This window comes from Enterobacter asburiae (genome assembly GCF_024599655.1).
Classification (GTDB): Bacteria; Pseudomonadota; Gammaproteobacteria; order Enterobacterales; family Enterobacteriaceae; genus Enterobacter; species Enterobacter asburiae_D.
In genome coordinates this window covers 4,712,012-4,736,749 of the sequence record NZ_CP102247.1, presented here as the reverse complement: position 1 = coordinate 4,736,749, position 24,738 = coordinate 4,712,012, and the positions used below count along the sequence as shown (strand labels likewise).

At 55.3% G+C, this 24,738-nt stretch carries 23 protein-coding genes; 11 read left to right on the top strand and 12 right to left on the bottom strand.

Translation table 11 applies throughout. The annotated features are described in order from the left end of the window. Positions 1-100: 100 nt before the first annotated feature. A complete protein-coding gene (locus NQ230_RS22475; protein ID WP_257259322.1) occupies positions 101-2,008 on the bottom strand; it encodes a PTS mannitol transporter subunit IICBA in 1,908 nt (635 codons plus the stop codon). Between the two features lie 656 nt (positions 2,009-2,664). On the opposite strand from NQ230_RS22475, the gene NQ230_RS22470 reads away from it, so the two are divergent. From NQ230_RS22470 to aldB, 6 genes are all read left to right on the top strand, one after another. Next, positions 2,665-3,021, top strand: a complete 357-nt coding sequence (locus NQ230_RS22470) for a DUF3302 domain-containing protein (RefSeq protein ID WP_024906600.1) — start codon at positions 2,665-2,667, stop codon at positions 3,019-3,021. A 2-nt stretch (positions 3,022-3,023) separates the two neighbouring features. After that, positions 3,024-4,160 (top strand): HlyD family secretion protein, encoded by a 1,137-nt coding sequence (locus tag NQ230_RS22465; RefSeq protein ID WP_121426003.1) that lies wholly within the window; start codon positions 3,024-3,026, stop codon positions 4,158-4,160. A 90-nt stretch (positions 4,161-4,250) separates the two neighbouring features. After that, positions 4,251-4,859, top strand: coding sequence for a glutathione S-transferase (locus tag NQ230_RS22460; protein ID WP_213822187.1), 609 nt, complete (start codon positions 4,251-4,253; stop codon positions 4,857-4,859). A 228-nt stretch (positions 4,860-5,087) separates the two neighbouring features. Next, complete coding sequence (gene selA, locus NQ230_RS22455; protein WP_257259316.1) at positions 5,088-6,473, top strand: L-seryl-tRNA(Sec) selenium transferase; 1,386 nt, start codon at positions 5,088-5,090, stop codon at positions 6,471-6,473. Next, positions 6,470-8,317 (top strand): selenocysteine-specific translation elongation factor, encoded by a 1,848-nt coding sequence (gene selB, locus NQ230_RS22450; protein WP_257259314.1) that lies wholly within the window; start codon positions 6,470-6,472, stop codon positions 8,315-8,317. Before selA ends, selB begins: the two co-directional genes overlap by 4 nt. 86 nt (positions 8,318-8,403) lie before the next feature. Next, on the top strand, positions 8,404-9,942 hold the full coding sequence (gene aldB / locus NQ230_RS22445; protein ID WP_029740992.1) for an aldehyde dehydrogenase AldB: 1,539 nt from the start codon (positions 8,404-8,406) through the stop codon (positions 9,940-9,942). Here aldB and NQ230_RS22440 read toward each other — a convergent pair. Then, positions 9,939-10,904: a LysR family transcriptional regulator gene (locus NQ230_RS22440; RefSeq protein ID WP_121425999.1), complete on the bottom strand. Its 966-nt coding sequence runs from the start codon at positions 10,902-10,904 to the stop codon at positions 9,939-9,941. The two genes, aldB and NQ230_RS22440, sit on opposite strands and share 4 nt — an antisense overlap. Before the next feature lie 117 nt (positions 10,905-11,021). Between NQ230_RS22440 and NQ230_RS22435 the strand changes: the two genes are divergently transcribed. The 3 genes from NQ230_RS22435 to NQ230_RS22425 all read left to right on the top strand — a co-directional run bounded on the left by NQ230_RS22435 (position 11,022) and on the right by NQ230_RS22425 (position 12,579). Then, positions 11,022-11,762 (top strand): MipA/OmpV family protein, encoded by a 741-nt coding sequence (locus NQ230_RS22435; RefSeq protein ID WP_213822179.1) that lies wholly within the window; start codon positions 11,022-11,024, stop codon positions 11,760-11,762. A gap of 209 nt (positions 11,763-11,971) precedes the next feature. Continuing rightward, on the top strand, positions 11,972-12,157 hold the full coding sequence (locus NQ230_RS22430; RefSeq protein WP_071993467.1) for a type II toxin-antitoxin system HicA family toxin: 186 nt from the start codon (positions 11,972-11,974) through the stop codon (positions 12,155-12,157). 14 nt (positions 12,158-12,171) lie between these two features. Continuing rightward, positions 12,172-12,579: a type II toxin-antitoxin system HicB family antitoxin gene (locus NQ230_RS22425; RefSeq protein WP_032675741.1), complete on the top strand. Its 408-nt coding sequence runs from the start codon at positions 12,172-12,174 to the stop codon at positions 12,577-12,579. A gap of 68 nt (positions 12,580-12,647) precedes the next feature. On the opposite strand, the gene NQ230_RS22420 is transcribed toward NQ230_RS22425, so the two are convergent. The 9 genes from NQ230_RS22420 to yiaK all read right to left on the bottom strand — a co-directional run bounded on the left by NQ230_RS22420 (position 12,648) and on the right by yiaK (position 21,778). Further along, complete coding sequence (locus NQ230_RS22420) at positions 12,648-13,658, bottom strand: type I restriction endonuclease (RefSeq protein WP_371745442.1); 1,011 nt, start codon at positions 13,656-13,658, stop codon at positions 12,648-12,650. A 345-nt stretch (positions 13,659-14,003) separates the two neighbouring features. After that, positions 14,004-14,699, bottom strand: a complete 696-nt coding sequence (gene araD, locus NQ230_RS22415) for an L-ribulose-5-phosphate 4-epimerase (RefSeq protein ID WP_257259301.1) — start codon at positions 14,697-14,699, stop codon at positions 14,004-14,006. Then, entirely contained in the window at positions 14,693-15,553 is an 861-nt protein-coding gene (locus tag NQ230_RS22410) for an L-ribulose-5-phosphate 3-epimerase (protein ID WP_257259297.1), read from the bottom strand. Before NQ230_RS22410 ends, araD begins: the two co-directional genes overlap by 7 nt. Before the next feature lie 2 nt (positions 15,554-15,555). Beyond that, positions 15,556-16,209 carry a 3-keto-L-gulonate-6-phosphate decarboxylase UlaD gene (gene ulaD, locus NQ230_RS22405; protein ID WP_257259293.1) on the bottom strand — a complete coding sequence of 218 codons (654 nt, stop codon included), beginning with the start codon at positions 16,207-16,209 and terminating at the stop codon, positions 15,556-15,558. Continuing rightward, positions 16,206-17,711, bottom strand: a complete 1,506-nt coding sequence (locus tag NQ230_RS22400; protein WP_257259290.1) for an FGGY-family carbohydrate kinase — start codon at positions 17,709-17,711, stop codon at positions 16,206-16,208. The genes ulaD and NQ230_RS22400 overlap by 4 nt, the downstream gene beginning before the upstream one ends. Positions 17,712-17,854: 143 nt before the next feature. Continuing rightward, entirely contained in the window at positions 17,855-19,174 is a 1,320-nt protein-coding gene (locus tag NQ230_RS22395) for an MFS transporter (protein ID WP_159515270.1), read from the bottom strand. A gap of 46 nt (positions 19,175-19,220) precedes the next feature. After that, positions 19,221-20,150 carry a DUF4862 family protein gene (locus NQ230_RS22390; protein ID WP_257259286.1) on the bottom strand — a complete coding sequence of 310 codons (930 nt, stop codon included), beginning with the start codon at positions 20,148-20,150 and terminating at the stop codon, positions 19,221-19,223. 151 nt (positions 20,151-20,301) lie between these two features. Then, positions 20,302-20,769 (bottom strand): YhcH/YjgK/YiaL family protein, encoded by a 468-nt coding sequence (locus NQ230_RS22385; protein WP_121425989.1) that lies wholly within the window; start codon positions 20,767-20,769, stop codon positions 20,302-20,304. Positions 20,770-20,779: 10 nt separating this feature from the next. Then, complete coding sequence (gene yiaK / locus NQ230_RS22380; protein ID WP_257259281.1) at positions 20,780-21,778, bottom strand: 3-dehydro-L-gulonate 2-dehydrogenase; 999 nt, start codon at positions 21,776-21,778, stop codon at positions 20,780-20,782. A 225-nt stretch (positions 21,779-22,003) separates the two neighbouring features. Between yiaK and yiaJ the strand changes: the two genes are divergently transcribed. Beyond that, positions 22,004-22,822: an IclR family transcriptional regulator YiaJ gene (yiaJ, locus tag NQ230_RS22375; protein ID WP_021242452.1), complete on the top strand. Its 819-nt coding sequence runs from the start codon at positions 22,004-22,006 to the stop codon at positions 22,820-22,822. Between the two features lie 3 nt (positions 22,823-22,825). Further along, positions 22,826-23,281 carry a 4Fe-4S dicluster domain-containing protein gene (locus tag NQ230_RS22370; RefSeq protein WP_219322101.1) on the top strand — a complete coding sequence of 152 codons (456 nt, stop codon included), beginning with the start codon at positions 22,826-22,828 and terminating at the stop codon, positions 23,279-23,281. Positions 23,282-23,288: 7 nt separating this feature from the next. Here NQ230_RS22370 and avtA read toward each other — a convergent pair whose 3' ends face one another. Next, the gene (gene avtA, locus NQ230_RS22365; RefSeq protein ID WP_213822163.1) at positions 23,289-24,542 is read right to left on the bottom strand and encodes a valine--pyruvate transaminase; all 1,254 of its coding nucleotides are present in this window, start codon (positions 24,540-24,542) and stop codon (positions 23,289-23,291) included. Positions 24,543-24,738 lie beyond the last annotated feature (196 nt).

Below are 24,738 nucleotides of genomic sequence, written 5' to 3'. Positions count from 1 at the left end.
GTATTAACCTTCATCAATGTTTTTACCCGAGAGGGCTGGGGTGAGGAACGTTTCCCCTCACCCTAGCCCTCTCCCCGGGGGGGAGAGGGAAGAGTCGCTGCTATTTGTTGAGCAGTGCAAGCACTTCTTCAACGCTGGTGGTGTTGGCCAGACGCTCAATAACCGTTTCGTCATCCAGCGCGTTGGTCAGGCTGGTAATCACCTGAATATGCTCGTTGTTGCGAGCGGCGATACCAATCACCAGACGGGCGATGTCGTCCTCTTCTTCACCGAAGCGAACGCCGTCAGGATACTGACAGAATACGACGCCGGTTTTCAGCACGCGATCTTTCGCTTCAACCGTACCGTGCGGCACCGCGATGGATTCGCCCAGGTAGGTTGGCGTCAGTTTTTCGCGTTCCAGCATCGCGTCAACGTATTCAGGCTGGACGTAACCGCCTTTCACCAGCTGCTCACCGGCAAAGCGAATCGCTTCTTCTTTGGTTGCCGCTGTACGACCGAGGAAGATGTTTTCCGCACCCAGTTTGAACAGGTGGGCGTTGCTCTCGTCAAAGCTGTCCTGCAGGCTGGAGCGCACTTTCACTTCGTTGTCTTCGTGACGCTGCGCCGCAACCAGACGTTCGGTCAGGCTGGTGTACAGGCCGCTGTCGAGGAAGTTGGTCAGCGAGATGTGCTGTGCCTGCGGTACCTGACGCATGGCGCGTTCGGTCAGGTCGCGGTGCGTGATGACAAGGTCAACATCCGGCGGCAGGCTGTTAATCGCGCTGTTGGTCACGGAGATGTTGGTCAGGCCCGCATCATGCACTTTCTTACGCAGCACGCCTGCACCCATTGCGCTGGAACCCATACCGGCATCACAGGCAACGATGATTTTACGCACGTGGCTCAGGTCGTTAGACACGTCGCCCGCCGTCAGTGGGGTAGCGCCTTTGGACTCAGCTTTCATGTCGTGCATACGACGGGTCGCCGCTTCAATATCATCGTCTTCTTTCACTTTGCTGGTTTTCAGCAGGATGGAAGAGACCACGAAGGAGACGGCCATGGCCGCACAGATGGCCGCAATGTTCGCGAAGTAAGCCCCTTTTGGCGTCATCGCCAGCACCGCCAGGATAGAACCCGGAGAAGCAGGAGAAACCAGACCGCCGCCCAGCACGCTCAGGGTGAACACGCCGGTCATACCGCCAAGGATAACGGCCAGGATCAGACGTGGGTTCATCAGCACGTACGGGAAGTAAATTTCGTGAATACCGCCCAGGAAGTGAATGATTGCCGCACCGCCAGCAGACTGCTTCGCGCTGCCGCGACCAAAGAACATGTACGCCAGCAGAACGCCCATACCCGGACCTGGGTTCGCTTCAATCAGGAAGAAGATGGACTTGCCGAGATCGTGAGACTGCTGAATACCCAGCGGCGAGAAGATACCGTGGTTGATGGCGTTGTTCAGGAACAGGATTTTCGCCGGTTCTACGAAGATAGACGCCAGCGGCAGCATGTCGTGCGCAACCATGAAGTTAACGCCTGCCGCCAGAATTTTGGACAGTACTTCAACCGCAGGGCCAATGCCGAGGAACGCCAGAATCGCGAGGATCATCCCGATGATGCCCGCAGAGAAGTTGTTCACCAGCATTTCGAAGCCGGATTTGATCTTACCATCAACCCAGACGTCGAATTTCTTAATCGCCCAGCCGCCCAGAGGACCGGCAATCATTGCACCGAGGAACATCGGCATATCCGCGCCGACGATAACACCCATGGTCGTGATGGCACCCACTACGCCACCACGGTCACCGCCCACCAGACGACCACCGGTGAAACCGATGAGCAGCGGCAGGAGATAGGTAATCATTGGGCCAACAAGTTTCGCCAGCGTTTCGTTAGGCAACCACCCTGTCGGAATGAACAATGCAGTGATGATACCCCACGCGATAAACGCGCCGATATTTGGCATCACCATGTTGCTGAGGAAACGACCAAAGCTTTGAACTTTGATCTTGAAATCGGATGACATAAAACACCCCTTCTTCTGTTTGCGCTTAGGCTTGCGGCCCGAGGTTTATTGTTAATGAGGCGGCAGAGGTAGCCGGACCCTGTTCTGATGCTGTGAAATCTGGCACTGAATCGTTCAACTGTCCAGACAGCGAAAATTTGTGTGACGCATGTCACGTAAATGTAGGGGGTGTGGATATTAATGAGGTGATCTGAATCACAAAATGGATGTGCAAAAAAAATACGATGGCGAGAAATAAAGCAAAAACCACCCTTTTCTGTGATGTTGTTCACGTTTTGGTTTTGTGTGTTTGTTTCTGGATTGTGACTGATTTCACAAAATATTTTTATGCAGATTTCTCCGGCTGCGATCGGCGGCAAACTCTGCCTGGCGATTCGGCGTCAGGATGACTTAGCACGACACGTTAAGCTAAAAAACCACTTTTGATCTGTGGTATGGCAAAAAGTTAAAAGGTGGATTACGCTCATATTGTAAGGTTAAGTCTATTATTATTCAGGATATATTTTGACACGCTTATAAACTTGCATGGAGATATTATAAAAACCCATACTCCCCGGCTCGGAAATAGTAAGCACAACCCCGTGCTTATAAAAATTAATTAGGTTGCATACCATTATATTAATTTAATGAGTTGACGTTGTTTAAGTGAGGAGAATATGTTTCTCAACTATTTTGCGCTGGGCGTATTGATTTTTGTATTTCTGGTTCTCTTTTACGGAATCATCGCCATCCATGACATCCCTTATAATATGGCCAAAAAGCGTAACCATCCCCATGCCGATGCGATTCATACGGCAGGCTGGATTAGCCTTTTTACGCTCCATGCCATCTGGCCGTTCCTGTGGATCTGGGCCACGCTGTACCGTGAAGATCGCGGCTGGGGTATGCAGAACCACATCACAAAGCCTGATGAGGTGCCGGGCATGGATGCGCTCGCCAAACGCGTGGCGGAACTCGAACAAAAGCTGGCCGCGGTAAAGCCTGCTGCTGATAAGAACACGCTGGAGCGCTAATCATGGATCTGTTAATTATTTTGACCTATGTGGCATTTGCCTGGGTGATTTTTAAAATATTCCGTATTCCGGTAAACCAGTGGACGCTTGCCACCGCGACATTAGGCGGGGTGTTTATTGTTGCCGGTCTTATTCTGTTAATGAACTATAACCATCCGTACACCTTTACGGCGCAAAAAGCGGTTATTTCTATTCCGATTACGCCGCAGGTTACCGGGGTGGTCAGTGAAGTGACCGATAAAAATAACCAGCTTATTAAAAAAGGTGAAGTGTTATTTAAACTGGATCCGGGCCGCTATCAGGCGCGCGTTGACAGACTCCAGGCTGACCTGGTGACCGCGACGCACAATATCGACAATCTGAAAGCGCAGCTGGTGGAGGCCGTCGCTAATACGACGCGCGTCTCAGCAGAGCGCGACCGCCTGTATAAAGATTATCAGCGCTACCTGAAAGGCAGCCAGGCGAAGGTGAATCCGTTCTCTGAAAGCGATATCGACAACGCGCGGCAGAACTATCTCGCGCAGGATGCGCTGGTAAAAGGCTCCGTTGCTGAACAGACCCAGATTCAAAGCCAGTTGGACAGCATGGTGAACGGCGAGCAGTCGCAGATTGCCTCCTTACGCGCTCAGCTTGCCGAAGCCAAATACAACCTGGATCAGACCGTGGTGCGTGCGCCAAGCAATGGCTACATCACCCAGGTGCTGATCCGTCCGGGGACGTACGCCGCCGCGCTGCCGTTGCGTCCGGTGATGGTCTTTATTCCTGAACAGAAGCGTCAGATCGTGGCCCAGTTCCGTCAGAACTCGCTGCTGCGCCTGAAGCCGGGCGATGAAGCGGAAGTGGTGTTTAACGCGCTGCCGGGCCAGGTATTCTCCGGGAAGCTCACCGCGATTCTGCCGGTGGTGCCGGGAGGCTCCTATCAGGCGCAGGGCGCGCTGCAGTCGCTGACGGTGGTTCCGGGAACGGACGGCGTGTTGGGCACTATCGAACTGGATCCGAATGCCGAAGTCGATGCGCTGCCGGACGGTATCTATGCCCAAGTGGCGGTCTACTCGGACCATTTCGCCCACGTCTCGGTGATGCGTAAAGTATTGCTGCGCATGACCAGCTGGATGCACTACCTCTACCTCGATCACTAATCCTTCCAGGGCAGGAATGCGACACGCATACCTGCCCTTTTTTCATCGCTTGATCCATACTGAGCTTTTTCCGGCATCAAGGATCAGGCAATGAAACTCATCGGTAGCTACACCAGTCCCTTCGTGCGAAAGATCTCGATTCTCCTGCTGGAGAAAGGGATTGAATTTGAATTCATCAATGAACAGCCTTACAACGCCGAAAACGGCGTCGCGCAGTACAACCCGCTGGGGAAAGTCCCGGCGCTGGTGACGGACGAGGGCGAATACTGGTTCGATTCCCCGATTATTGCGGAGTATATCGAGTTGCTGGGCGTTGCCCCGGCCATGCTTCCGGCTGACCCAAAAGCGGCGCTGGCAGTGAAGCAAGTCGAAGCCCTGGCCGATGGCATTATGGATGCGGCGTTAACCTCCGTGCGTGAACAGGCAAGGCCCGCCGCCCAGCAGTCGGAAACGGAACTGTTACGCCAGCGGGAAAAAATCAGCCGCAGCCTGGACAGGTGCGAGCAGCTTATCCAAGAGGGAAAGATTCAAACCGACAGCCTGAACCTGGCAACCATTGCCATCGCCTGCGCCATCGGCTATCTCAACTTCCGCCGCGTTTCCCCCGGCTGGTGCGTCGACCGTCCGCTGCTGGTGAAACTGGCAGACACGCTTTTTAGCCGCGAGAGCTTTGCCCGGACAGAACCGCCAAAGGCTTGACGCGGGTTATACCCGTCATACTTCAAGCTGCATGTGCGTTGGCTTTCCTCGTTCACCCCAGTCACGTACTCATGTACGCTCCTGGGGATTCACTGCGTCGCCGCCTTCATGCAACTTGAATTATTTAGGGTATATAACACTTCGGCGTCGGAGGCGTTACAATCCCTCCACATGTTAACTCCCTCTCCCGTCGGGAGGGGGGAAGATATTTACTCGCCAGGCGCTTTCATGACTACTCATCATTCGCTGTACAGCCAGATCCCCGCTACCGACCGTCTCCTTCGCGAGCCCCGCATGCATGCTGTTGTTGAGCGCTTCGGCCATACCGCGACGGTGGAGATGTTACGCCTGCTTCAGGACGAAGCCCGATGCGCAATTCAGGCAGAAAACGCCTTGCCCGGCTGGTGCGCGGCGTGGGAGCAGGAAGCTGAACGCCGGCTGGATGAGAAAGCGCAAAGCGCGTTACGCCCGGTGATTAACCTGACCGGTACCGTACTGCATACCAACCTGGGCCGCGCGCAGCAGGCGGAAGAGGCTATCGCGGCGGTCGCGCAGGCCATGCGAGCGCCCGTGACGCTGGAGTACGATCTGGACGGCGCCGGGCGCGGGCATCGTGACCGGGCGCTGGCGGACCTGCTGTGCCAGCTGACCGGCGCGGAAGATGCCTGCATTGTGAATAACAACGCCGCAGCGGTGCTGCTGATGCTGGCGGCCACCGCCAGCGGCAAAGAGGTGGTGGTGTCACGCGGCGAGCTGGTGGAGATTGGCGGGGCGTTTCGCATTCCGGACGTGATGCGCCAGGCGGGCTGCACGCTGCATGAAGTGGGCACTACCAACCGTACCCATGCGAAAGATTATCGCGCGGCGGTGAATGAAAATACCGCTCTGCTGATGAAGGTCCACACCAGCAATTACCATATTGAAGGCTTCACCAAAACGGTTGAAGAGGCGGAGCTGGCGGCGATCGGCCGCGAATTGAATATACCGGTGATTGCCGATCTCGGCAGCGGCTCGCTGGTGGATCTGAGTCTTTACGGGCTGCCGAAGGAGCCGATGCCGCAAGAGATGATTGCCGCGGGTGTCAGCCTGGTCAGCTTTTCCGGCGACAAGCTGCTGGGCGGGCCGCAGGCCGGGATTATTGTCGGCAAGCGCGAGCTGATTGCGAAGCTGCAGCAGCATCCGCTCAAGCGCGCCCTGCGAGCCGATAAAATGACGCTTGCCGCGCTGGAGGCAACGCTGCGGCTCTATCTCCATCCGGAGAAACTGGCCGACCGCCTGCCCACGCTGCGTCTGTTAACCCGCGATGCCGCCTCGATTCGCGCCCAGACCGAACTGCTGCTGCCGCGCATTGCCCCGCACTACCCCGATTTTGACGTTCGCATTGAACCCTGCCAGTCGCAGATTGGCAGCGGTTCGCTGCCGGTGGACAGGCTGCCGAGTGAAGCGCTTACGTTCACCCCGCGTGACGGGCGCGGCAGCCACCTTGAAGCCCTGTCGTCGCGCTGGCGTGGCCTGCCTGCGCCGGTTATCGGGCGGATTTACGATGGCCGAATGTGGCTGGATCTGCGCTGCCTTGAAGATGAAGAGCGATTTCTGGAGATGTTGTTGAAATGATTATTGCCACCGCCGGTCACGTCGACCACGGAAAAACCACGTTACTGCAGGCGATTACCGGCATAAACGCCGACCGCCTGCCGGAAGAGAAAAAGCGCGGCATGACCATCGATCTGGGCTATGCCTACTGGCCCCAGCCGGACGGCCGCGTACTGGGTTTTATTGATGTTCCGGGGCATGAAAAGTTTCTGTCCAACATGCTGGCGGGCGTGGGGGGCATCGATCATGCCCTGCTGGTGGTGGCCTGCGATGACGGCGTTATGGCGCAAACCCGTGAGCACCTGGCGATCCTGCAGCTGACCGGCAACCCGCAGCTGACCGTGGCGCTGACCAAAGCCGATCGCGTGGACGACGCGCGCGTCAGCGAGGTGCGCGAAACGGTGCATGCGACCCTGCGGGAATATGGTTTTGCCGATGCGCCGCTTTTTGTCACCGTGGCGACAGAAGGGCGCGGTATCGATGAACTTCGCCACCACTTACAGCAGCTTTCGTCGCGTGACCACGCCAGCCACCACCGCTTCCGTCTGGCCATTGACCGGGCGTTTACCGTCAAAGGCGCGGGTCTGGTGGTTACCGGTACGGCGCTGAGCGGCGAAGTGAAAGTGGGGGATAGCCTGTGGCTGACGGGCGTTAACAAGCCGATGCGCGTGCGCGGCCTGCATGCGCAAAACCAGCCCGCAGAGCATGCTCATGCCGGGCAGCGGATCGCGCTGAACATTGCCGGGGATGCGGAAAAAGAGCAGCTTAACCGCGGCGACTGGCTGCTGGCCGATGCCCCACCTGAACCGTCTGAACGCGTCATTGTCTCTCTGCAGACAAACGTGCCCCTGACCCAATGGCAGCCGCTGCATATTCACCATGCGGCGAGCCATATCACCGGGCGCGTGTCGCTGCTGGAAAACGACCTTGCCGAACTGGTATTCGATTCTCCGCTCTGGCTTGCTGACAACGATCGTCTGGTATTGCGTGATATTTCCGCGCGGGAAACGCTGGCCGGGGCACGGGTCGTCGCGCTGAATCCACCGCGACGCGGCAAGCGTAAACCTGAATATCTGCAGTGGCTGGCAGCGCTCGTGCAGGCCAGCGATGATAGCGCCGCGCTGCGGGTGCATCTCGATCGCGGTGCGGTGAGCCTGAGTGATTTTGCATGGGCACGCCAGCTGAGCGGGGAAGGCCTACACCAGCTCACCCAAGAGCCGGGCTTTATACAGGCTGGCGACAGCCTGCTCAATGCACCGGTTGCTGCGCAATGGCAGCGTAAGATACTGAACACGCTGGCGACGTACCATGAACAGCATCAGGACGAGCCTGGCCCGGGCCGTGAGCGTCTGCGACGCATGGCGCTGCCGATGGAAGACGATGCGCTGGTGCTGCTGCTGATTGAAAACATGCGCGAAAGCGGTGTGATTAAAAGCCACCACGGCTGGCTGCATCTGCCGGATCACAAGGCCGGGTTCACCGCAGAGCAAGAGGCAGTATGGCAAAAAGTGGCCTCGCTGTTTGGCGATGAGCCGTGGTGGGTTCGCGATCTGGCCCGCGAAACGAGCACCGACGAGCAGGTGATGCGTCAGGTATTGCGCCATGCGGCGCAGCAGGGGCTGATAGTCGCGATCGTGAAAGATCGTTATTACCGTAACGATCGTATTGTGGCGTTTGCCAACCTGATCCGCGAGCTGGATCAGGAGCGGGGCTCTACCTGCGCGGCCGATTTCCGCGACCGGCTGAACGTGGGCCGCAAGCTGGCGATTCAGATCCTGGAGTATTTCAACCGCATCGGCTTTACCCGCCGTCGCGGTAACGATCATTTATTGCGAGATTCGTTATTATTTCCTGAAACTCCGTGACCCCCGTCGTAAACGCCGTTACCGGTTGGCGAGAAAATCGCCAGCCGGAACTACCCTTGTTGTACACCAACAGCAAGGAGACGGTCATGACAAACAATCCTCCCTCATCGCGTATCCAGCCCGGCGAGTATGGTTTTCCCCTCAAGCTGAAGCCTCGTTATGACAACTTTATTGGCGGCGACTGGGTAGCTCCCGTCGACGGCGAATACTATTCCAACCTGACCCCCGTTACCGGCCAGCCGCTGTGCGAGATAGCCAGCTCCGGCAGGCGCGATATCGATCTGGCGCTGGATGCGGCGCACAAAGCGAAAGATAAATGGGGCCATACCTCCGTTCAGGACCGCGCGGCCATTTTGTTCAAAATCGCCGACCGGATGGAGCAGAATCTGGAGCTGCTGGCGACGGCGGAAACCTGGGATAACGGCAAGCCGATCCGGGAAACGATGGCGGCAGACGTGCCGCTGGCCATCGACCACTTCCGCTATTTTGCCTCCTGCATTCGCGCTCAGGAGGGCGGGATAAGCGAGGTAGACAGCGATACCGTGGCGTATCACTTCCACGAACCGCTGGGCGTCGTCGGGCAAATTATTCCGTGGAACTTCCCGCTGCTGATGGCGAGCTGGAAAATGGCGCCCGCGCTGGCGGCCGGGAACTGCATTGTGCTGAAACCGGCGCGTCTGACCCCGCTCTCGGTGCTGCTGCTGATGGAAATCGTTGGCGATCTTCTGCCGCCGGGCGTGATTAACGTGGTCAACGGTGCGGGCGGTGAGATTGGAGAATATCTGGCGACCTCGAAACGGATCGCCAAAGTGGCGTTTACCGGGTCGACGGAAGTGGGCCAGCAGATCATGCAGTACGCCACGCAGAATATTATTCCGGTGACCCTGGAGCTGGGCGGGAAATCCCCGAACATCTTCTTCGCGGACGTGATGGAGGAAGAGGATGCCTTCTTCGATAAAGCCCTGGAAGGGTTTGCGCTGTTTGCGTTTAACCAGGGCGAAGTCTGCACCTGCCCAAGCCGCGCGCTGGTGCAGGAGTCCATCTACGAGCGCTTTATGGAACGGGCTATTCGTCGCGTTGAGTCTATCCGCAGCGGTAACCCGCTCGATAACGTCACGCAGATGGGCGCGCAGGTCTCACACGGACAGCTTGAAACTATCCTCAACTACATTGATATCGGCAAGAAAGAAGGGGCGGATATTCTGACCGGTGGTCGCCGTAAGGTGCTGGGAGGGGATCTGCAGGAAGGGTATTACCTTGAACCGACGATCCTGTTCGGTCAGAACAACATGCGCGTCTTCCAGGAGGAAATTTTCGGACCGGTGCTGGCCGTGACCACCTTCAAAACCATGGAGGAGGCGCTGGAGATTGCCAACGACACGCCGTATGGCCTGGGGGCAGGCGTCTGGAGCCGCAACGGTAATCTGGCCTATAAAATGGGCAGAGGCATTCAGGCCGGGCGCGTCTGGACCAACTGCTACCACGCCTATCCGGCGCACGCGGCCTTTGGCGGTTATAAGCAGTCGGGCATCGGGCGTGAAACCCACAAGATGATGCTGGAGCATTACCAGCAGACGAAATGCTTGCTGGTCAGCTACTCCGATAAACCGCTGGGGCTGTTCTAATCGCCCAGCTCAGGCCGTCCATGGGCGGCCTGAGCAATTTGCTGGCGCAGGCAGTTAAGAACGCCATCCAGAACGTACTGCACGCGCCAGGGCTGGTATTCACGTTTGCGGAAGATGGCCGTCAGATCGAGCCACCACTCTTCCTGATGCGGGAAGCAGGGAACCAGCATCCCGTTTGTTAATTCTTTCTTCAGACTCTCTTTTGGCGCAAAAACAATTCCAAGATTATTTCTTGCCAGCTCCAGGGCCGTCTGCGTATTGTCGCAAATATAATTCCCGGTCACCCGGTAGTCATGCACGTTATCACTGCCGTGCACGCGGAAACGCCAGATGTTTGCATCATCGACCAGCATAGAGTCAATGAGAATGCAGGAGTGGTTAATTAAATCTTCAGGTCCCGTTAAGGGGTGTTTATTTAAATACTCAACGGTTGCGAATGCCGTAACGGAATATTTTGTCAACACGCTGGCGACCAGGCTTTCGTCTTTCGGTTGCGCATAGGTAATTAAAATGTCGCAATCATCCGGGAAGGAAACGCCTTCTGAAAATTCATTCCGATCCAGGTTGTAGGTTTTCAGGGAGATGCGAATGTCACCGATGTCTTCTATCTGATGGATCACGTGGCGCGCGAGATAGGTTACGATACCTGTAGGGGCATAGATTGTGACCTTTCCTCGCTTCTCATGCTTATAATCAGCAATGAAATTAACGAGTTGACTGTTTTTATCCAGCGTGGCGTTAACGTAAGGGAGTAACGCTTCACCAAACTGGGTCAGGGCCAGCTGGCGCGTGGTGCGCTCAAAAACCTTCAGTCCAACCCGCGTTTCAAAATCAGACAGGTATTTACTGACGTTGGCCTGCGCCATGCCCAGCAGGGCGGCGGCATCACCAATGCTGTGGGTGGCTGCGATGACGGATATAATTTTTAATTCGCGTGGCTTTAGCTGTAATTTATTCATCATGCGCACCCATCTATATGATTTTATATATAATATTATATAAACCGCAGCGTTGCATTGGCAAATTTGTAACCATTATTATGCGCCTCGCTTGTTTGGCATTTTAATGGATTACATGTAATGACTATTAAATACAATTTACTCATCGCTGCCACGTTATTTGCAACATCCTCAGCAATGGCCGGAGACTTTTCACTTGGAGCGGGGGCTGTATTTAATGAGTCTCCTTACAAAGGCTATAACGAAAATACGACCGCAGTACCGTTAATTAGCTACGAAGGCGATCGCTTTTACGTTCGCCAGACCACCGGAGGATGGATCCTGTGGAAAGACGCAAAAAATGAATTCAGCCTGACCGCGTCGTGGATGCCACTGCATTTCGATCCTGATGACAACGACGACCATCAGATGAAGCAGCTTGATGAGCGCAAAGCGTCAGCCTTCCTCGGCGGCGCGTACTACCGCCATGAAAGCTGGGGCTCGCTGAAAGTGGCGGTCTCAGGTGATGCCACGGATGAAAGCGGCGGCGTGATCGGTGAGGTATCGTACTTCCGTCCGATCCGAATGGAGCGCCTGACCCTGACGCCTTCTGTTGGTGTGTTCTACAGCGACGAAAGCTATAACGACTACTACTACGGCGTATCCGGCAGCGAGTCTCGCCGCTCAGGTCTGGAGCAATACACCGCCGGTGACAGCTGGACGCCATACGTTGGCCTGGCAGCTAAATACCAGTTAACGCAGAAGCTATACCTCAACGCCAGCGCGGTCTACACCGTGTTGCCTGACGACGTGAAGAACAGCCCAATGATCGACCGCGACGACAGCTTCGCGCTGATGACCGGCCTGACCTGGCGTTTCTGATGCGGTAAAGCCGGGTGGCGGCTTCGCCTTACCCGGCCTACGATCGTGCCTGCATTTTTATCTGCAATACAACGTATTCCTTTTTCATTTATCGATGCTTCTTCCTGTTCCGCCAAAACACGGCTGCACTGATGTTCTTTATGCGCTAATGTGATTCGACCCGATAGCAATAGTGTGTATCATGTGTATAATCATGGAAGGATTGGGATGTGAAAAGTGCGGATGTCATTACTGTTCTGATCAGCCATGGCTGGAAATGTGTCAGAACGAAAGGAAGCCATCATCAGTTTCGCCATCCCGAACAGAAAGGGCTGGTTACTGTCCCACATCCCAAGAAGGATATTAAACCGGGCACTCTCGCCCAGATCTGGCGACAGGCGGGAATTAAACACTGATATCAGGAGTAGTTATGTTTTATCCGGCTTACATTCATTCTGACTCCGACGGTAGCGCCAGCGGCTTTTTCCCTGACGTTCCAGGCTGTTTTTTTGCAGGTGATTCCCTGGACGACGCTTTTCAGGATGCGCGTGATGCGCTCACAGCACACTTCGAAGCGCTATTTGAAATGGATAATGCACTGCCTCTTCCGGGTAATGTGGAAGCGCATCTGGAAAGTCGTCCAGAGGATTTCACAGGCGGGCAATGGCTGTTGGTAGATATTAATATGAAGCAGTTCGACGGCAGGGCCGAGCGTATCAACATCACGATGCCTCGACGTTTGCTGGTAAAAATTGATTCCTTTGTCAGCGAGCATCCTCAGTTCGGTAATCGAAGCGCATTTCTGGCCGAGGCAGCACGTCGCGTGCTGCCTGGGTAAAGATTAACTATAGAGAGCTGCGGTTGCTTTCAGAATATCGGCAAAGGAATAAATATCATCTACTGTCGCTATGGGGTGGCGCGTTTCGTTTTTTCTATATCGAAAAGACCGATGTATTTTTGTGAGCGATTAAAATGCAATCGGCAAAGGGGTTTGCGGTTGTTATCGTCTACAAGGATTCCACAATAACTCTTTGTGTCTCTATGGGTAATGCGAGGAGCCTCCAGTACAGTCCGAGTAATTGCTTTTACAATATGAAAACCTTCTAACTCTTCTAAAGTTGTAATGATATCATTTTCATCTTTATGATCATCTTCTTCGAGAGGCTGTGTTTCCATTGGAGGTTCGATGGGGGTTGGAGCAATACCAGTAATAGCTGATTTAAGCCTCTCATTAACTTGATCATTTATGTACTGGCTTGCGGCCTTTTTCGTAAGATTTAGAAAAGATTCTCTTACTTTTTGGGTTAGCATCCCGTCATATACTCTGGATGCAAAGAATTTAACGAAGTCGTCCTCAGGATTGTTAAGTTGTGAATGTAGTATTCTTTTAATCTGACTGACGTATTTCAATTCTCCAGCAGCATTAATAATTGACTCAAGATCAAATGATGATTTTGTCAATTTTTTTAATTCAGGGACAACATTTTCATCAATATCAAGTAGGTCGACTTCCAAAAATGGTTTCTCATCCATCTTATTAGGTGCATCAAGATCGGTATAAAATCTATATATTTGCCCGTTTGTTAAGATTGATATCCGTGCATTTGTAACGTGAAAGTATCTAAAAAGCTGCGATGCATGGTTTATATTTAACGGCTCACCAATTTTTTTACATTCAATCAGTATCTGTACATCATTATTTTTCATTATTGCATAGTCAATTTTCTCGCCCTTTTTAGTGCCTATATCACATACAAATTCGGGTGTGACTTCAGAGGGATCAAAAACATCGTAACCTAAAACATTATGAATAAAAGGCATCACAAACGCAGTTTTTGTTGCTTCTTCGGTATTGATTACTTCAATTTGTTGTCTGATTTTAGTAGATAATGCATTTAATCTTTCTGTAAATTCCATTGGATACCCTTATTTTTCTACTGTGTGTCTTGATGGAATAGCATTAAAATGCATGTCATTCAATGCTAGCCAGAATTAATTAGCAGCAAAAAAATATTTCCGAGGTTTAGATCACAGACTCGTTAAACTGAAAACAGATAAATAAGGCCGATGCTGTCGGGATTATTAAGTATATTATATATATCGTTATGTTTTATTTTTCTTGTTTATGCTTTATTTCCACCAGGTCCACATTGCCTCTTCTCCACGATTTGCCCAACTCCGGTAGGCCTTTTCAAACAAACGTGGCTAACACCCGCCGTCTGGAAACGGCGGTACTGTAAAGAGCATATCAATTCCGGCTGATCACTGGCCGTAATAGGCATTCACCCCGTGCTTGCGCAGATAGTGCTTGTCGAGTAGCTCCTGCTGCATAACCGGTAGCTGCGGTGCGAGCTGGCGCGAGAACAGGCCCATGTACGCGCACTCTTCCAGAACTACGGCATTGTGAACCGCATCGGCAGCGTCTTTACCCCAGGCGAACGGGCCGTGGGAGTGGACCAGCACCGCCGGGATCTGCATCGGGCTGAGATCGCGCTCCTCGAAGGTTTTGATGATCACTTCACCCGTCTGGTATTCGTATTCCCCGGCAATTTCTGCCGAGGTCATCAGGCGCGTGCAGGGAATGGTTCCGTAGAAATAGTCCGCGTGCGTTGTGCCCCAGGCGGGTAAATCCTGCCCCGCCTGCGACCAGATGGTGGCGTGGCGAGAGTGGGTATGCACGATGCCGCCAATCTCCGGGTAACGACGGTACAGCGCAAGATGGGTGGGCGTGTCTGAAGAGGGTTTTTTATTACCCTCGACAACCTGACCCGTGGCGATATTCACCACCACCATATCCTCCGCCGTCATCACGTCGTACTCTACGCCGGAGGGCTTGATCACCATTAGGCCGCTTTCGCGGTCAACCGCGCTGACGTTGCCCCAGGTGAAGGTCACCAGCTGGTGGGAGGGCAGCGCCAGGTTTGCTGCCAGCACTTCGGCTTTGAGTTGTTCTAACATGTCATGCCTCCTTCCTGCATACGGGCTTCAATCCAGCGGCGCGCCTGGATAATCTCCAGCACCGGCTCTTTTGCTTTTTCAGTCCACATTTCAATCAGAAACGCGCCGCGATAGTTCAGCTTATTCAGCGTGTTAAACACGCCAACAAAATCCACGCAGCCTTCACCAAACGGCACGTCGCGGAACTGTCCGGGGCTTTGCGCGGTGACGGGTTGGGTATCTTTCAGGTGAATAGCTGCAATGCGGTCAATGCCCAGCGTCAGCTCGGCGGTGACGTCGTTGCCCCACGCGCTCAGGTTGCCAACGTCCGGGTAAACGCTGAACCACGGCGAGGCGAGCATGTCGTCCCACTTTTTCCATTTGCTGATGGAGTTCATAAAAGCGGTATCCATGATCTCCACCGCCAGCATCACCTGCGCGGCGGCGGCCTGCTCTACCGCCCACGCCAGCCCTTCGGCAAAGCGCTGCTGCGTGCCCTCATCGTGCTCTTCGTAATAGACGTCATACCCGGCAAGCTGGATGGTGCGAATGCCCAGATCGCGCGCCAGCCTGATGGCCTTGGTCATGATCTCGCGGGCGCGTTGGCGCACGGTTTCATCCCGGCTGCCAAAGGGAAAACGACGGTGGGCAGAAAGACACATCGACGGGATCGCCACGCCGGTTTCCAGCATCGCTTCAACCAGAGAGGCACGCTGCGTGGTGCTCCAGTCGAGGCGTGATAATCGTTCGTCGGTCTCGTCGACAGACATCTCAACAAAATCGAACCCGCAGCTTTTCGCCAGTACCAGGCGTTCCGGCCAGGAGAGATCTTTCGGCAGCGCTTTTTCGTAAATCCCTAACGGATGCTGACGCATAGTTATGCTCCCCAGATGTCGCGAATTTGCGAATGGAATGCCTGCGCCACCTGCGGTGGATTGACGGCGCCTGCCAGCGCGCGCCCGGCAATAAAGGCTTTGACGTTGATCTGCTTAAAGAGCGGCAGATCGGCGGGGGTAATGCCGCCGGTAATCGAAAGCTGTAAACCGATGTCGGAGAGCGCTTTCATTTTCGCGAGATCCGCTTCGCCCCACTGCTGACCGCTCGCCTGTGCGTCGCGCCCGCGGTGATAGATTGCCTGCTTCACGCCGACGCGATGCCATGCGCGCGCGTCGTCCAGCGTCCAGTTGCCAAAGAGTTCCATCTGGATTTCACCTCCGCAGCGCAGCGCCACCTCGTGGCCTCGTTCAACGGTGGCCAGCGGCGCGGCGCAGATGATGGTCATCCAGTTCGCGCCCGCGCCAAACGCCTGTTCTGCCAGCGTTTCTCCGGCGTCGGCCACTTTCCAGTCCGCAACGACGATCTTATCCAGGCACTGCTCGCGCAGGGCGCGCACGGCGTTCAGCCCTTCTGTCAGGCACAAAATGGTGCCCGCTTCGACGATATCGACGTGATCTGAAAGCGTCGCGACGTCGCGCTGCGCGGCCTGCAGTGAAGTGTGGTCGAGCGCCAGCTGCAGTAATGGTCGGCTCATAGGTCGTACTCCTTAACACGGGCGTGATAGCCCTGTAGTGCTGAAATCAGTAACTGGTAACGGTGATATTTGCGCTGGTAGGCCGCATGGGCGCGCATGTCCGGTTCAATCACCCGGATGTCATGTTTGAGCGCGCGCTGCGCTGAGTGGAAGTCGGTGAACGCACCGGTACCCACCATCGCCGCCAGCGCCGCGCCGGAGCACCCCGTCTCTTCCACTTGCGGCAGCTCAATGGCCAGCCCGCTGACGTCGGCGAGCATTTGCATCCACACGTCCGAATGGGCCGGGCCACCCGTCACGCGCAGCGCCTGCACCTGGGTAAAGCGTTCGAGCATGCGGTTAAGGTGGGTCATGTGGCTGAACACCACGCCTTCGTAAACCGCCTGCAGCAGGTGCGCGCGGGTGTGTAGCGCCTGCATGCCGTAAAAACCACTGGTCATCTCCAGCCCGGCGTTACTGCCGTAGAGAAATGGCAGGAAGTACACATCGCTTTCCGCTTTCGGAAGGCTGGCGACGGCATGGTTGATCTCATCGAATGACATATCGCCCCATTGGGCAGTGAGCCACTCAAGATTGCCGGATGAGGTGGGGCTGGCTTCGTGAACGATGTACTGCTGCGGGTGAACGTAGCGGCCATAGACGTACGGGAAGGGTTCGTTATCGCGAAGCGCACTGGCGATCCCGCTGGTGACGGCCCAGGTGCCCATCACGGCATTCAGCGTGTGCTGGTCTTGCAGCCCGGCGCAGACTGCGGTGGAAACCACATCAAACAGTCCACCAACGACGGGCGTGCCCGCCGCGAGACCGGTAAGTGCGGCTGCCTGAGCGGTGATTTCCCCGCAAATTTCTGCTGAACCGACAATCGGCGGCAGGGCGCCGTCAATTTCGCTGATACCGAGCCAGCGCGTAAGCTGTGGGTCGTATTTCCCGGTATTCATGTTGTAGAGATTGGACTCGGAGATATTGCTCTCCTCGCAGCCCTTCACGCCGGTCAGACACCAGCGAAGATAGTCGTGCGCCATCATCACGCTGCCAATCTGCTGGTACCGCTGCGGTTCGTTCTCTTTCACCCAGCGCAGGAGCGAGGCCGGGTGCCCGGTCCACAGCGTCTGGCGCGTATGCGGGTAGAGCTTTTCGGGAATGCCGTCCTGCTGCCAGCGCTGAACAATATCCAGCGCCCGGCGGTCAGAGGAGAGTATGGCGTTGCCCAGCGGCTGGTCCTGTTTATCGAGCAGAAACAGTCCCTTACCCTGTGCAGAAATGCCGACCCCTTTAATCTGGTTGCCGTTTACACCTGAATTCTTAAGCAACGCGGCGATGGTTGCGTGGCAGTGCTGCCAGAGCAGGGGCATATCCCGCTCCGCATAGCCAGCACGCGGGCTTAGCGTGGCAACGGAGCGACGCTCGATACAAACTTCCTTGCCCTGGCTGTTGTATAAACCGGCTTTCAGATAAGTACCGCCACAATCGATACCCAGCCAGAAGGGCTCTTTTTCACTCATCTTCATCTCACTTATTCGCCGGGTGGCGCTTCGCTTACCCGGCCTACGGTTCGGTGCGCTTACTTGCCGGGTGGCGCGTTGCTTACCCGGCCTACGGTTCGGTTTTCTCCCTCTCCCCGTGGGAGAGGGCTGGGGTGAGGGCATCAGGCCGCACGCTTATGCGGAGTCACCGTGGGATTAGGCTCTGCGCCGGCATCGCATTTCGCCGGTAACAGCAGGGCCAGCAGTGACGCCAGCGCCAGCGACACCGCCAGGCAGTAAACGCCCGCATCTTTGCTATAGAGGGTGATCAGCACGCCAACCGCATACGGGCCGCAGAACCCGCCAAGGTTGCCCAGGGCGTTGATCACGCCGCGCGCGCCGCCCGCCATCTCTGCGCTGAACAGTCGCGCCGGAATGGTCCAGAACACGCCTGCGGCGGATTGCAGGAAGAACCCGCAGCCCACCAGCGCGGAATACGCCAGCCAGGTACTCTCTTTCAGCGCCACGGAGAGGAACATGCAGAGCGCGAAGCCAATCAACGGCAGGGAGACAAACAGCTTGCGCTTGCCGGTGCGGTCAGAGAGCGTAGAGAACAGGAACATGCCCGCAATGGCCCCGATGTAAGGCAGGATGGCGAGCATGCCCACCTGACCAATGCTGGTGTGCGTCAGCTCTTTTAGAATGGTCGGCAGCCAGAGGGTGTAGCCGTAAATCCCAGTCTGGTAGAAGAAGTTCAGGGCGATCAGTTGCCACATGGTTTTGTCGGACAGTACGGCGCTGAGCGAGGCGTTTTTTACCTCTTTTCCGGCGATGGCCTGCTGCTCCGCCGCCAGCGTTTGCACCAGATAGTTTTTCTCCGCCTCTGAAATCCAGCGGGCTTCCTGCGGTCGGTCGTACACGGTGAACGCCCACAGCACCAGCACAACGACGGACATCAGACCTTCAATGATGAACAGCCAGCGCCAGTCGAGTGCGGTAATAATCCAGCCCGACAGCGGGGCGGTGATAATCCCGGCGATGGGCACGAACATGATCACAATGGCGTTGGCGCGACCGCGCTCGGCGTCCGGGAACCAGTTGCTGATCATGGTGAGCACAACGGGCAGCATCCCGCCTTCCGCCACGCCGAGTAAGAAGCGCAGCACCAGAAGCTGATACTGATTCGTCACGAGGCCCGTGAGCACCGAGATCACCGCCCAGGCAACCAGCGACCAGCCGATAAACTTCTTGCCGCTGCCGTGCACGGCAATCTTGCCGCCGGGAACCTGCAGGAACAGATAGCCGATAAAGAAGATCCCGCCCGCCAGGCCTGCCATCGTTGCGGTAATACCTAATTCTTCATCCATACCACCCGGCATCGCAAACGCGATATTCACGCGGTCCATATATGAAATAATGCAGGCGATAAGAATGGGAGGAATGATTCTTAGCCAGCGCTGGCGCGGAATGTCCGCTTGTAGAGTATTCGAGTAAGTGTTCATATTTACTGTCTCAGTCAATGTAACCGGAATAGGGATATTTTTATTGTTATTGCGTTGCTTTATTCATTTCGCTAATACCGTCACGCAAAATAGCGATGCGATGGCTGACGTCAGCATTAGCATTTATTTCCAGTAATTTAATACCGGAGAATTTCAACGTTGCGGCGCTCGCCGCAGTAAAGAGTGATTTTGCGTGTTCAGTTGACATCAAACTGTCGGCGCAGAATGAAGAAAACGGCGCGTGCAGATCCTGCCATTCACCATATTCACCGCTGGTAGTCGTGCCCGAAAACATCAGTGCCCCCAGCTTTCCGGCTTTGAGCGCGGCCTGAACATGTTCCAGCGGGAGCGTCGTATTACGACCTTCGATGGCCGACCGCGCCCAGTTGATGCAGACGCTGATATCCGTCTCTTTCACCACCTCCAGCACCTGCTCTAAGGGCAGGAAGCCCTTGCGCGGTACAGGACCGTTCATGGCATCGCAGTGTTCCAGCACCAGATCGCAGTCCCAGTCCCAGCCCGCGATTTCCCGAATCGAGCGGGAAAACGCCTCGGTGGCCTGTTCGACGGAAGCATTGCCCGCCTGCGGGGCTGCCTGCATTTCCATGGCAATCACTTTGCCAGGAAAACGGGCGTTCACGGCGTTAACTTTCTGGTGCAGGTGGCGGTAGAACTCGACGCAAGCTTTACGCTGCGCTTCGTCGGCTGAGGCCAGGCCAAACGCGCCGTTGCTGCTGCCGCGGCGGCGCATGGTTTCCATCACTGCTGTAACGACGATTTGCCAGTCACCCGGCGTATGGCGGAACAGCCATTCATCCCCAAACGGATGGAGATGTTCAAGGCACGGCTGTTCCAGCCCGCGGATATTCGGCGTGTCGGAAAGTTCCCGCCAGAAAGTTTGTTCTTCTTGTTCCCCTTTCTGGTGAAACGAGGGTGCGCAGGGGTACGCACCAATAATAAAACCGGTATTGGTCATTTCGCGTTCCTGTATTTATACCCGTCATACTTCAAGTTGCATGTGCGTTGGCTGCGCTCGTTCACCCCAGTCACTTACTTATGTAAGCTCCTGGTGATTCACTCTCTTGCCGCCTTCCTGCAACTCGAATTATTTAGGGTATATCAGAAAATTAATCTAATTCGCTGATTGCCACTTTCACCACAATTTTACGAATTGCGGATCCCTTGTTTTTAATACAGGCAGGACGATGCACATCCTGCGGGAAAAATAGGGCATAGCTGCCAGGTGTCATTTCGATAAAGGATTCATTTTCGCTGTCGTGATAAAAAATAATATCCCGCTGTTCCAGTAATGATTCGCTTATTTCGTTATTGCCGGTATCAATAGCGATACCGATTTTCTCTTCACCCCATGCCAAAAACTGAATATCCAGATAGCGGCGGTGCACTTCAGGACGGTTCTCGTGCGGTTCCTTTGTCGTCAGGTCGAGAACCTGGGCAAAAATAGTGCGGCCTTCAATTTCCACCACGCCTGGCGCCAGGGTGGTGAAATCCGTAGTGCGCAGAAAATTAAGTGCTTTTTCAATCGCCCGCGGCAGGCGACACGGATTTGGCTGGGAAATATGTCCGAATATCATGGTCCACTCCTTACAGAGACTGGATTTTCGCCCACACGCTGTCGTCGATGGTGATGCCGTCGCGGCGGTTCTCTTCCAGCAGGCGCGTAAACTCATGCCCCGGGAGACGGACGGCGACGTTTTCATCAGCGCGTTCTGCGGTGGTGACGAAGTCCATGATGCGCTGCAGTTTGGCATCGCGGGTTGGGCCGTCGACCAGGCGATCAACCTCGATGGCGATAAAGATCTGCGACACGCCATACTCGTCGCTGTTGTCCTGGGTCACTTCCGCGACGGAGGATCCGTTGGAGAGCAGGGTGGCGATCATATCGAGCACGATGGATAAGCCGGACCCTTTCCAGTAGCCCATCGGCAGAATACGGCGGTTTTTCTCAATCACGCCCGGCTCTCGGGTGAGATTGCCCTCGTCGTCGAAGCCGCCATCGACCGGCAGCTCGCGCCCGGCCAGGCGATTCACTTCCAGCATGCCGTAGGAGAACATCGACATCGACATATCGACCATGGTGATCGGGTTAGAAGGAATAGCCACGATCAGCGGGTTGGTGCCGATGCAGCATTCTTTTGATCCCCATGCGGGCATCACGGCGATAGAGTTGGTCCAGCAAATGCCGATATAGCCTTTCTCCGCCGCCTGCCAGCCATAGCTGCCGCCGCGCATCCAGTGGTTCGCGTTGCGCAGTGCCACCAGACCGATGCCGTGGTCGGACGCCAACTCGGTGGCGCGATCCATCATCTTTTTCGCCGTCAGGTTGCCGATGGCGCGCTGGGCGTCCCACTGTTCGATAGCCCCTAATGTCATCACCCGTTTTGGCTGTGCGTCGGGAATGATATCGCCTGCATCAAGCTGCTGAATAAAGCGCGGGAAGCGGTTAACGCCGTGTGAATAGACGCCGGACTCCGTGGTGCGGGCGAACATCTCGGCGCAGGCGTCTGCGGTTTCCGCTTTCACGCCGCGATCGAGCAGGACCCGATTGAACGCCGCTTTCAACTCTTCAAAGGTCACTTTCATCCCTGTTCTCCTGTTCTTTTAAGGGGCAAGTGCGAGTGCTTTTTTATCGCTAAATTTCACTATGCGAAATCTGATTTCAAATATAGCGATCAAATTTTGTCAGATCAACGACATTCATGTTTTTCAAAATCGATTAAAATCAAAAGGTTGTGTTTTTTCTGTTGAGATCGTGAACTGAGCCACACTTTGCGCTACCATCAGGGCGCGACAAAAAGGAGCCATTTAATGAGCATGAAAGAGAGCGAAATGACGCAAGAAAAAGAGAGGCCAGCAGGCAGCCAGAGCTTGTTTCGCGGCCTGATGCTGATTGAGATCCTCAGCAACTATCCGAACGGATGTCCGCTTGCGCATTTATCGGAACTGGCGGGGCTGAATAAGAGCACCGTGCACCGCTTGCTGCAGGGACTACAGTCGTGCGGGTACGTGACCCCGGCACCCGCGGCGGGCAGCTATCGCCTGACCACCAAATTTATCGCCGTCGGGCAAAAGGCGCTGTCGTCGCTGAATATCATCCACGTGGCCGCTCCGCACCTCGAAGCGCTGAACATTGCGACCGGCGAGACGGTGAACTTCTCCAGCCGGGAAGATGACCACGCGATCCTGATTTACAAGCTCGAACCGACAACCGGTATGCTGCGCACGCGCGCCTATATCGGTCAGCATATGCCGCTCTACTGCTCCGCAATGGGCAAGATCTACATGGCGTTTGGTCATCAGGATTACGTGGCGAGCTACTGGGAAAGCCATCAGGAACAGATCCAACCTTTGACGCGCAACACCATCACTGAGCTGAGTGCGATGTATGATGAGCTGGCGGAAATTCGCGATCGCAGCATGGCGATGGACAAAGAAGAGAACGAGCTGGGCGTTTCCTGCATTGCCGTGCCGGTATTTGATATCCACGGCCGCGTCCCGTATGCGATCTCCATTTCGCTATCAACGTCGCGCATGAAGCAGGTGGGTGAGAAGAACCTGCTCAAGCCGCTGCGCGAAACGGCAGAGGCTATTTCAAAAGAGCTGGGTTTTAACGTGCGCGAGGCGTAACAGATGAACCGATTTATCATGGCGGATGCGGAAAAATGCATTGGGTGTCGCACCTGCGAAGTGGCCTGCGCGGTGTCGCATCAGAGCACTGTCTCCGCTCATGCCTTTACCCCCCGCCTTCGGGTGGTTAAGGGGAGCGCCTACACTACGGCCGTGGGTTGCCATCAGTGCGAGGACGCGCCCTGTGCTAACGTCTGTCCAACCCATGCCATCAGCCGCACGACGGGAGCCTGGCTTGTTGAACAGACGCGCTGCATTGGGTGCAAAAGCTGTGTGGTGGCGTGTCCGTTTGGGGCGATGCAGGTTCGTCAGGAGGGAAATAGGGCGCAGGCGCTGAAATGCGATTTATGTGTGCATCGCGAAGGCGGACCGGCCTGCGTGGAGGCCTGTCCAACCCACGCGTTAAGCTGTGTCGATCCCGCCAGATTACGCGCCGAGCGGCAACGTTATCTGGCGTAGGGTTTTACTAACCGTCTTCGCGCCAGGCTTTTTCGATTTCTTCGGCGAGGATCTTAACCCCCGCTTCGATTTTTTCCGGGTCGGGCACATAGTTCATGCGCATGCACTGGTGAGTATGCGGCCACGGCTTATCGAGCCCCGGGAAGAAATAATCGCCTGGTACCATCAGCACGCCGCGCTTTTTCAGGCGCTGGTAAAGCAGCTCGGTGGTGATCGGCAAATCCTTAAACCACAGCCACAGGAAAATCGCCCCTTCAGGCTTGTGGATCAGGCAGCGTTCTTCCGGCAAATAGCGGCGAATTGTCGCAATTGTCTCCTGAACGCGCTGGTAGTAGAACGGTTTGATCACGTCATTGGACAGACGCAGCAGGTCGTTGCGCTTAATCATTTCGCACATCATCGCCGGGCCAATGCCGCCCGGTGAAAGGCTGATAATGCCGTTCATATTGGTAATGGCGGTGATGATTTTCTCGTTAGCGATGATGATGCCGCAGCGGCTGCCCGGCAGACCCAGCTTAGAGAGGCTCATGCACAGGACAATGTTCGGGTTCCACAGCGGACGTGCTTCGCTGAAGATAATGCCCGGGAACGGCACGCCGTAGGCGTTATCGATCACCAGCGGAATGCCGTGCTGATTTGCGAGCGCATCCAGCTTCATCAGTTCGTCGTCGGTGATCACGTTGCCCGTTGGGTTAGTCGGACGCGATACGCAGATCATGCCCGTCTCTTCACCAATATGCAGGTGTTCAAAATCGACGTGATATTTGAACTGGCCTTCCGGCAGCAGCTCAATATTCGGGCGCGCGGAGACGAACAGATCCTCTTCCAGGCCGGAATCAGCGTAGCCGATATACTCCGGTGCCAGCGGGAACAGCACTTTTTTGGTGGTGCCGTCGGCGCGACGCCCTGCGAACAGGTTAAACAAGTAGAAAAACGCGCTCTGGCTGCCGTTTGTTAGTGCAATATTCTGTGGTTCGATATCCCAACCCAGCTCGTCACGCAGCATTTCGGCGAGGAGTGCCAGCAGCTCGGTTTTACCCTGCGGGCCGTCGTAATTGCAAAGCGCATCGGTTGCTTTGCCGCTTTCCAGCATCTGAGCGAGCAGCGTCTGGAAATAGGTCGTCATCTCCGGGATTTGAGCCGGGTTTCCGCCGCCGAGCATGATTGCGCCCGGTGTGCGCAGCCCGTCGTTGAGGTCCTCCATCAGGCGAGTAATGCCTGAATGGCGGGTAAATTTGTCGCCGAAAAGTGAAAACGTCATAGCAGGTGATCTGTCGAGCTTATTTTGAAAGTGGGTAACCATAACGCTAGCACCGTGCTGGTGCAAATCGGGTGATGTGGTCGGATTTGTTGTTTTGTATGGCAGAGTTTGATTTGGGTAGTGAATAGTTCTGGTGAGCGCCCCTCACCCCGGCCCTCTCCCCAAAGGGGCGAGGGGGAAAGACCGCACAGTGCAA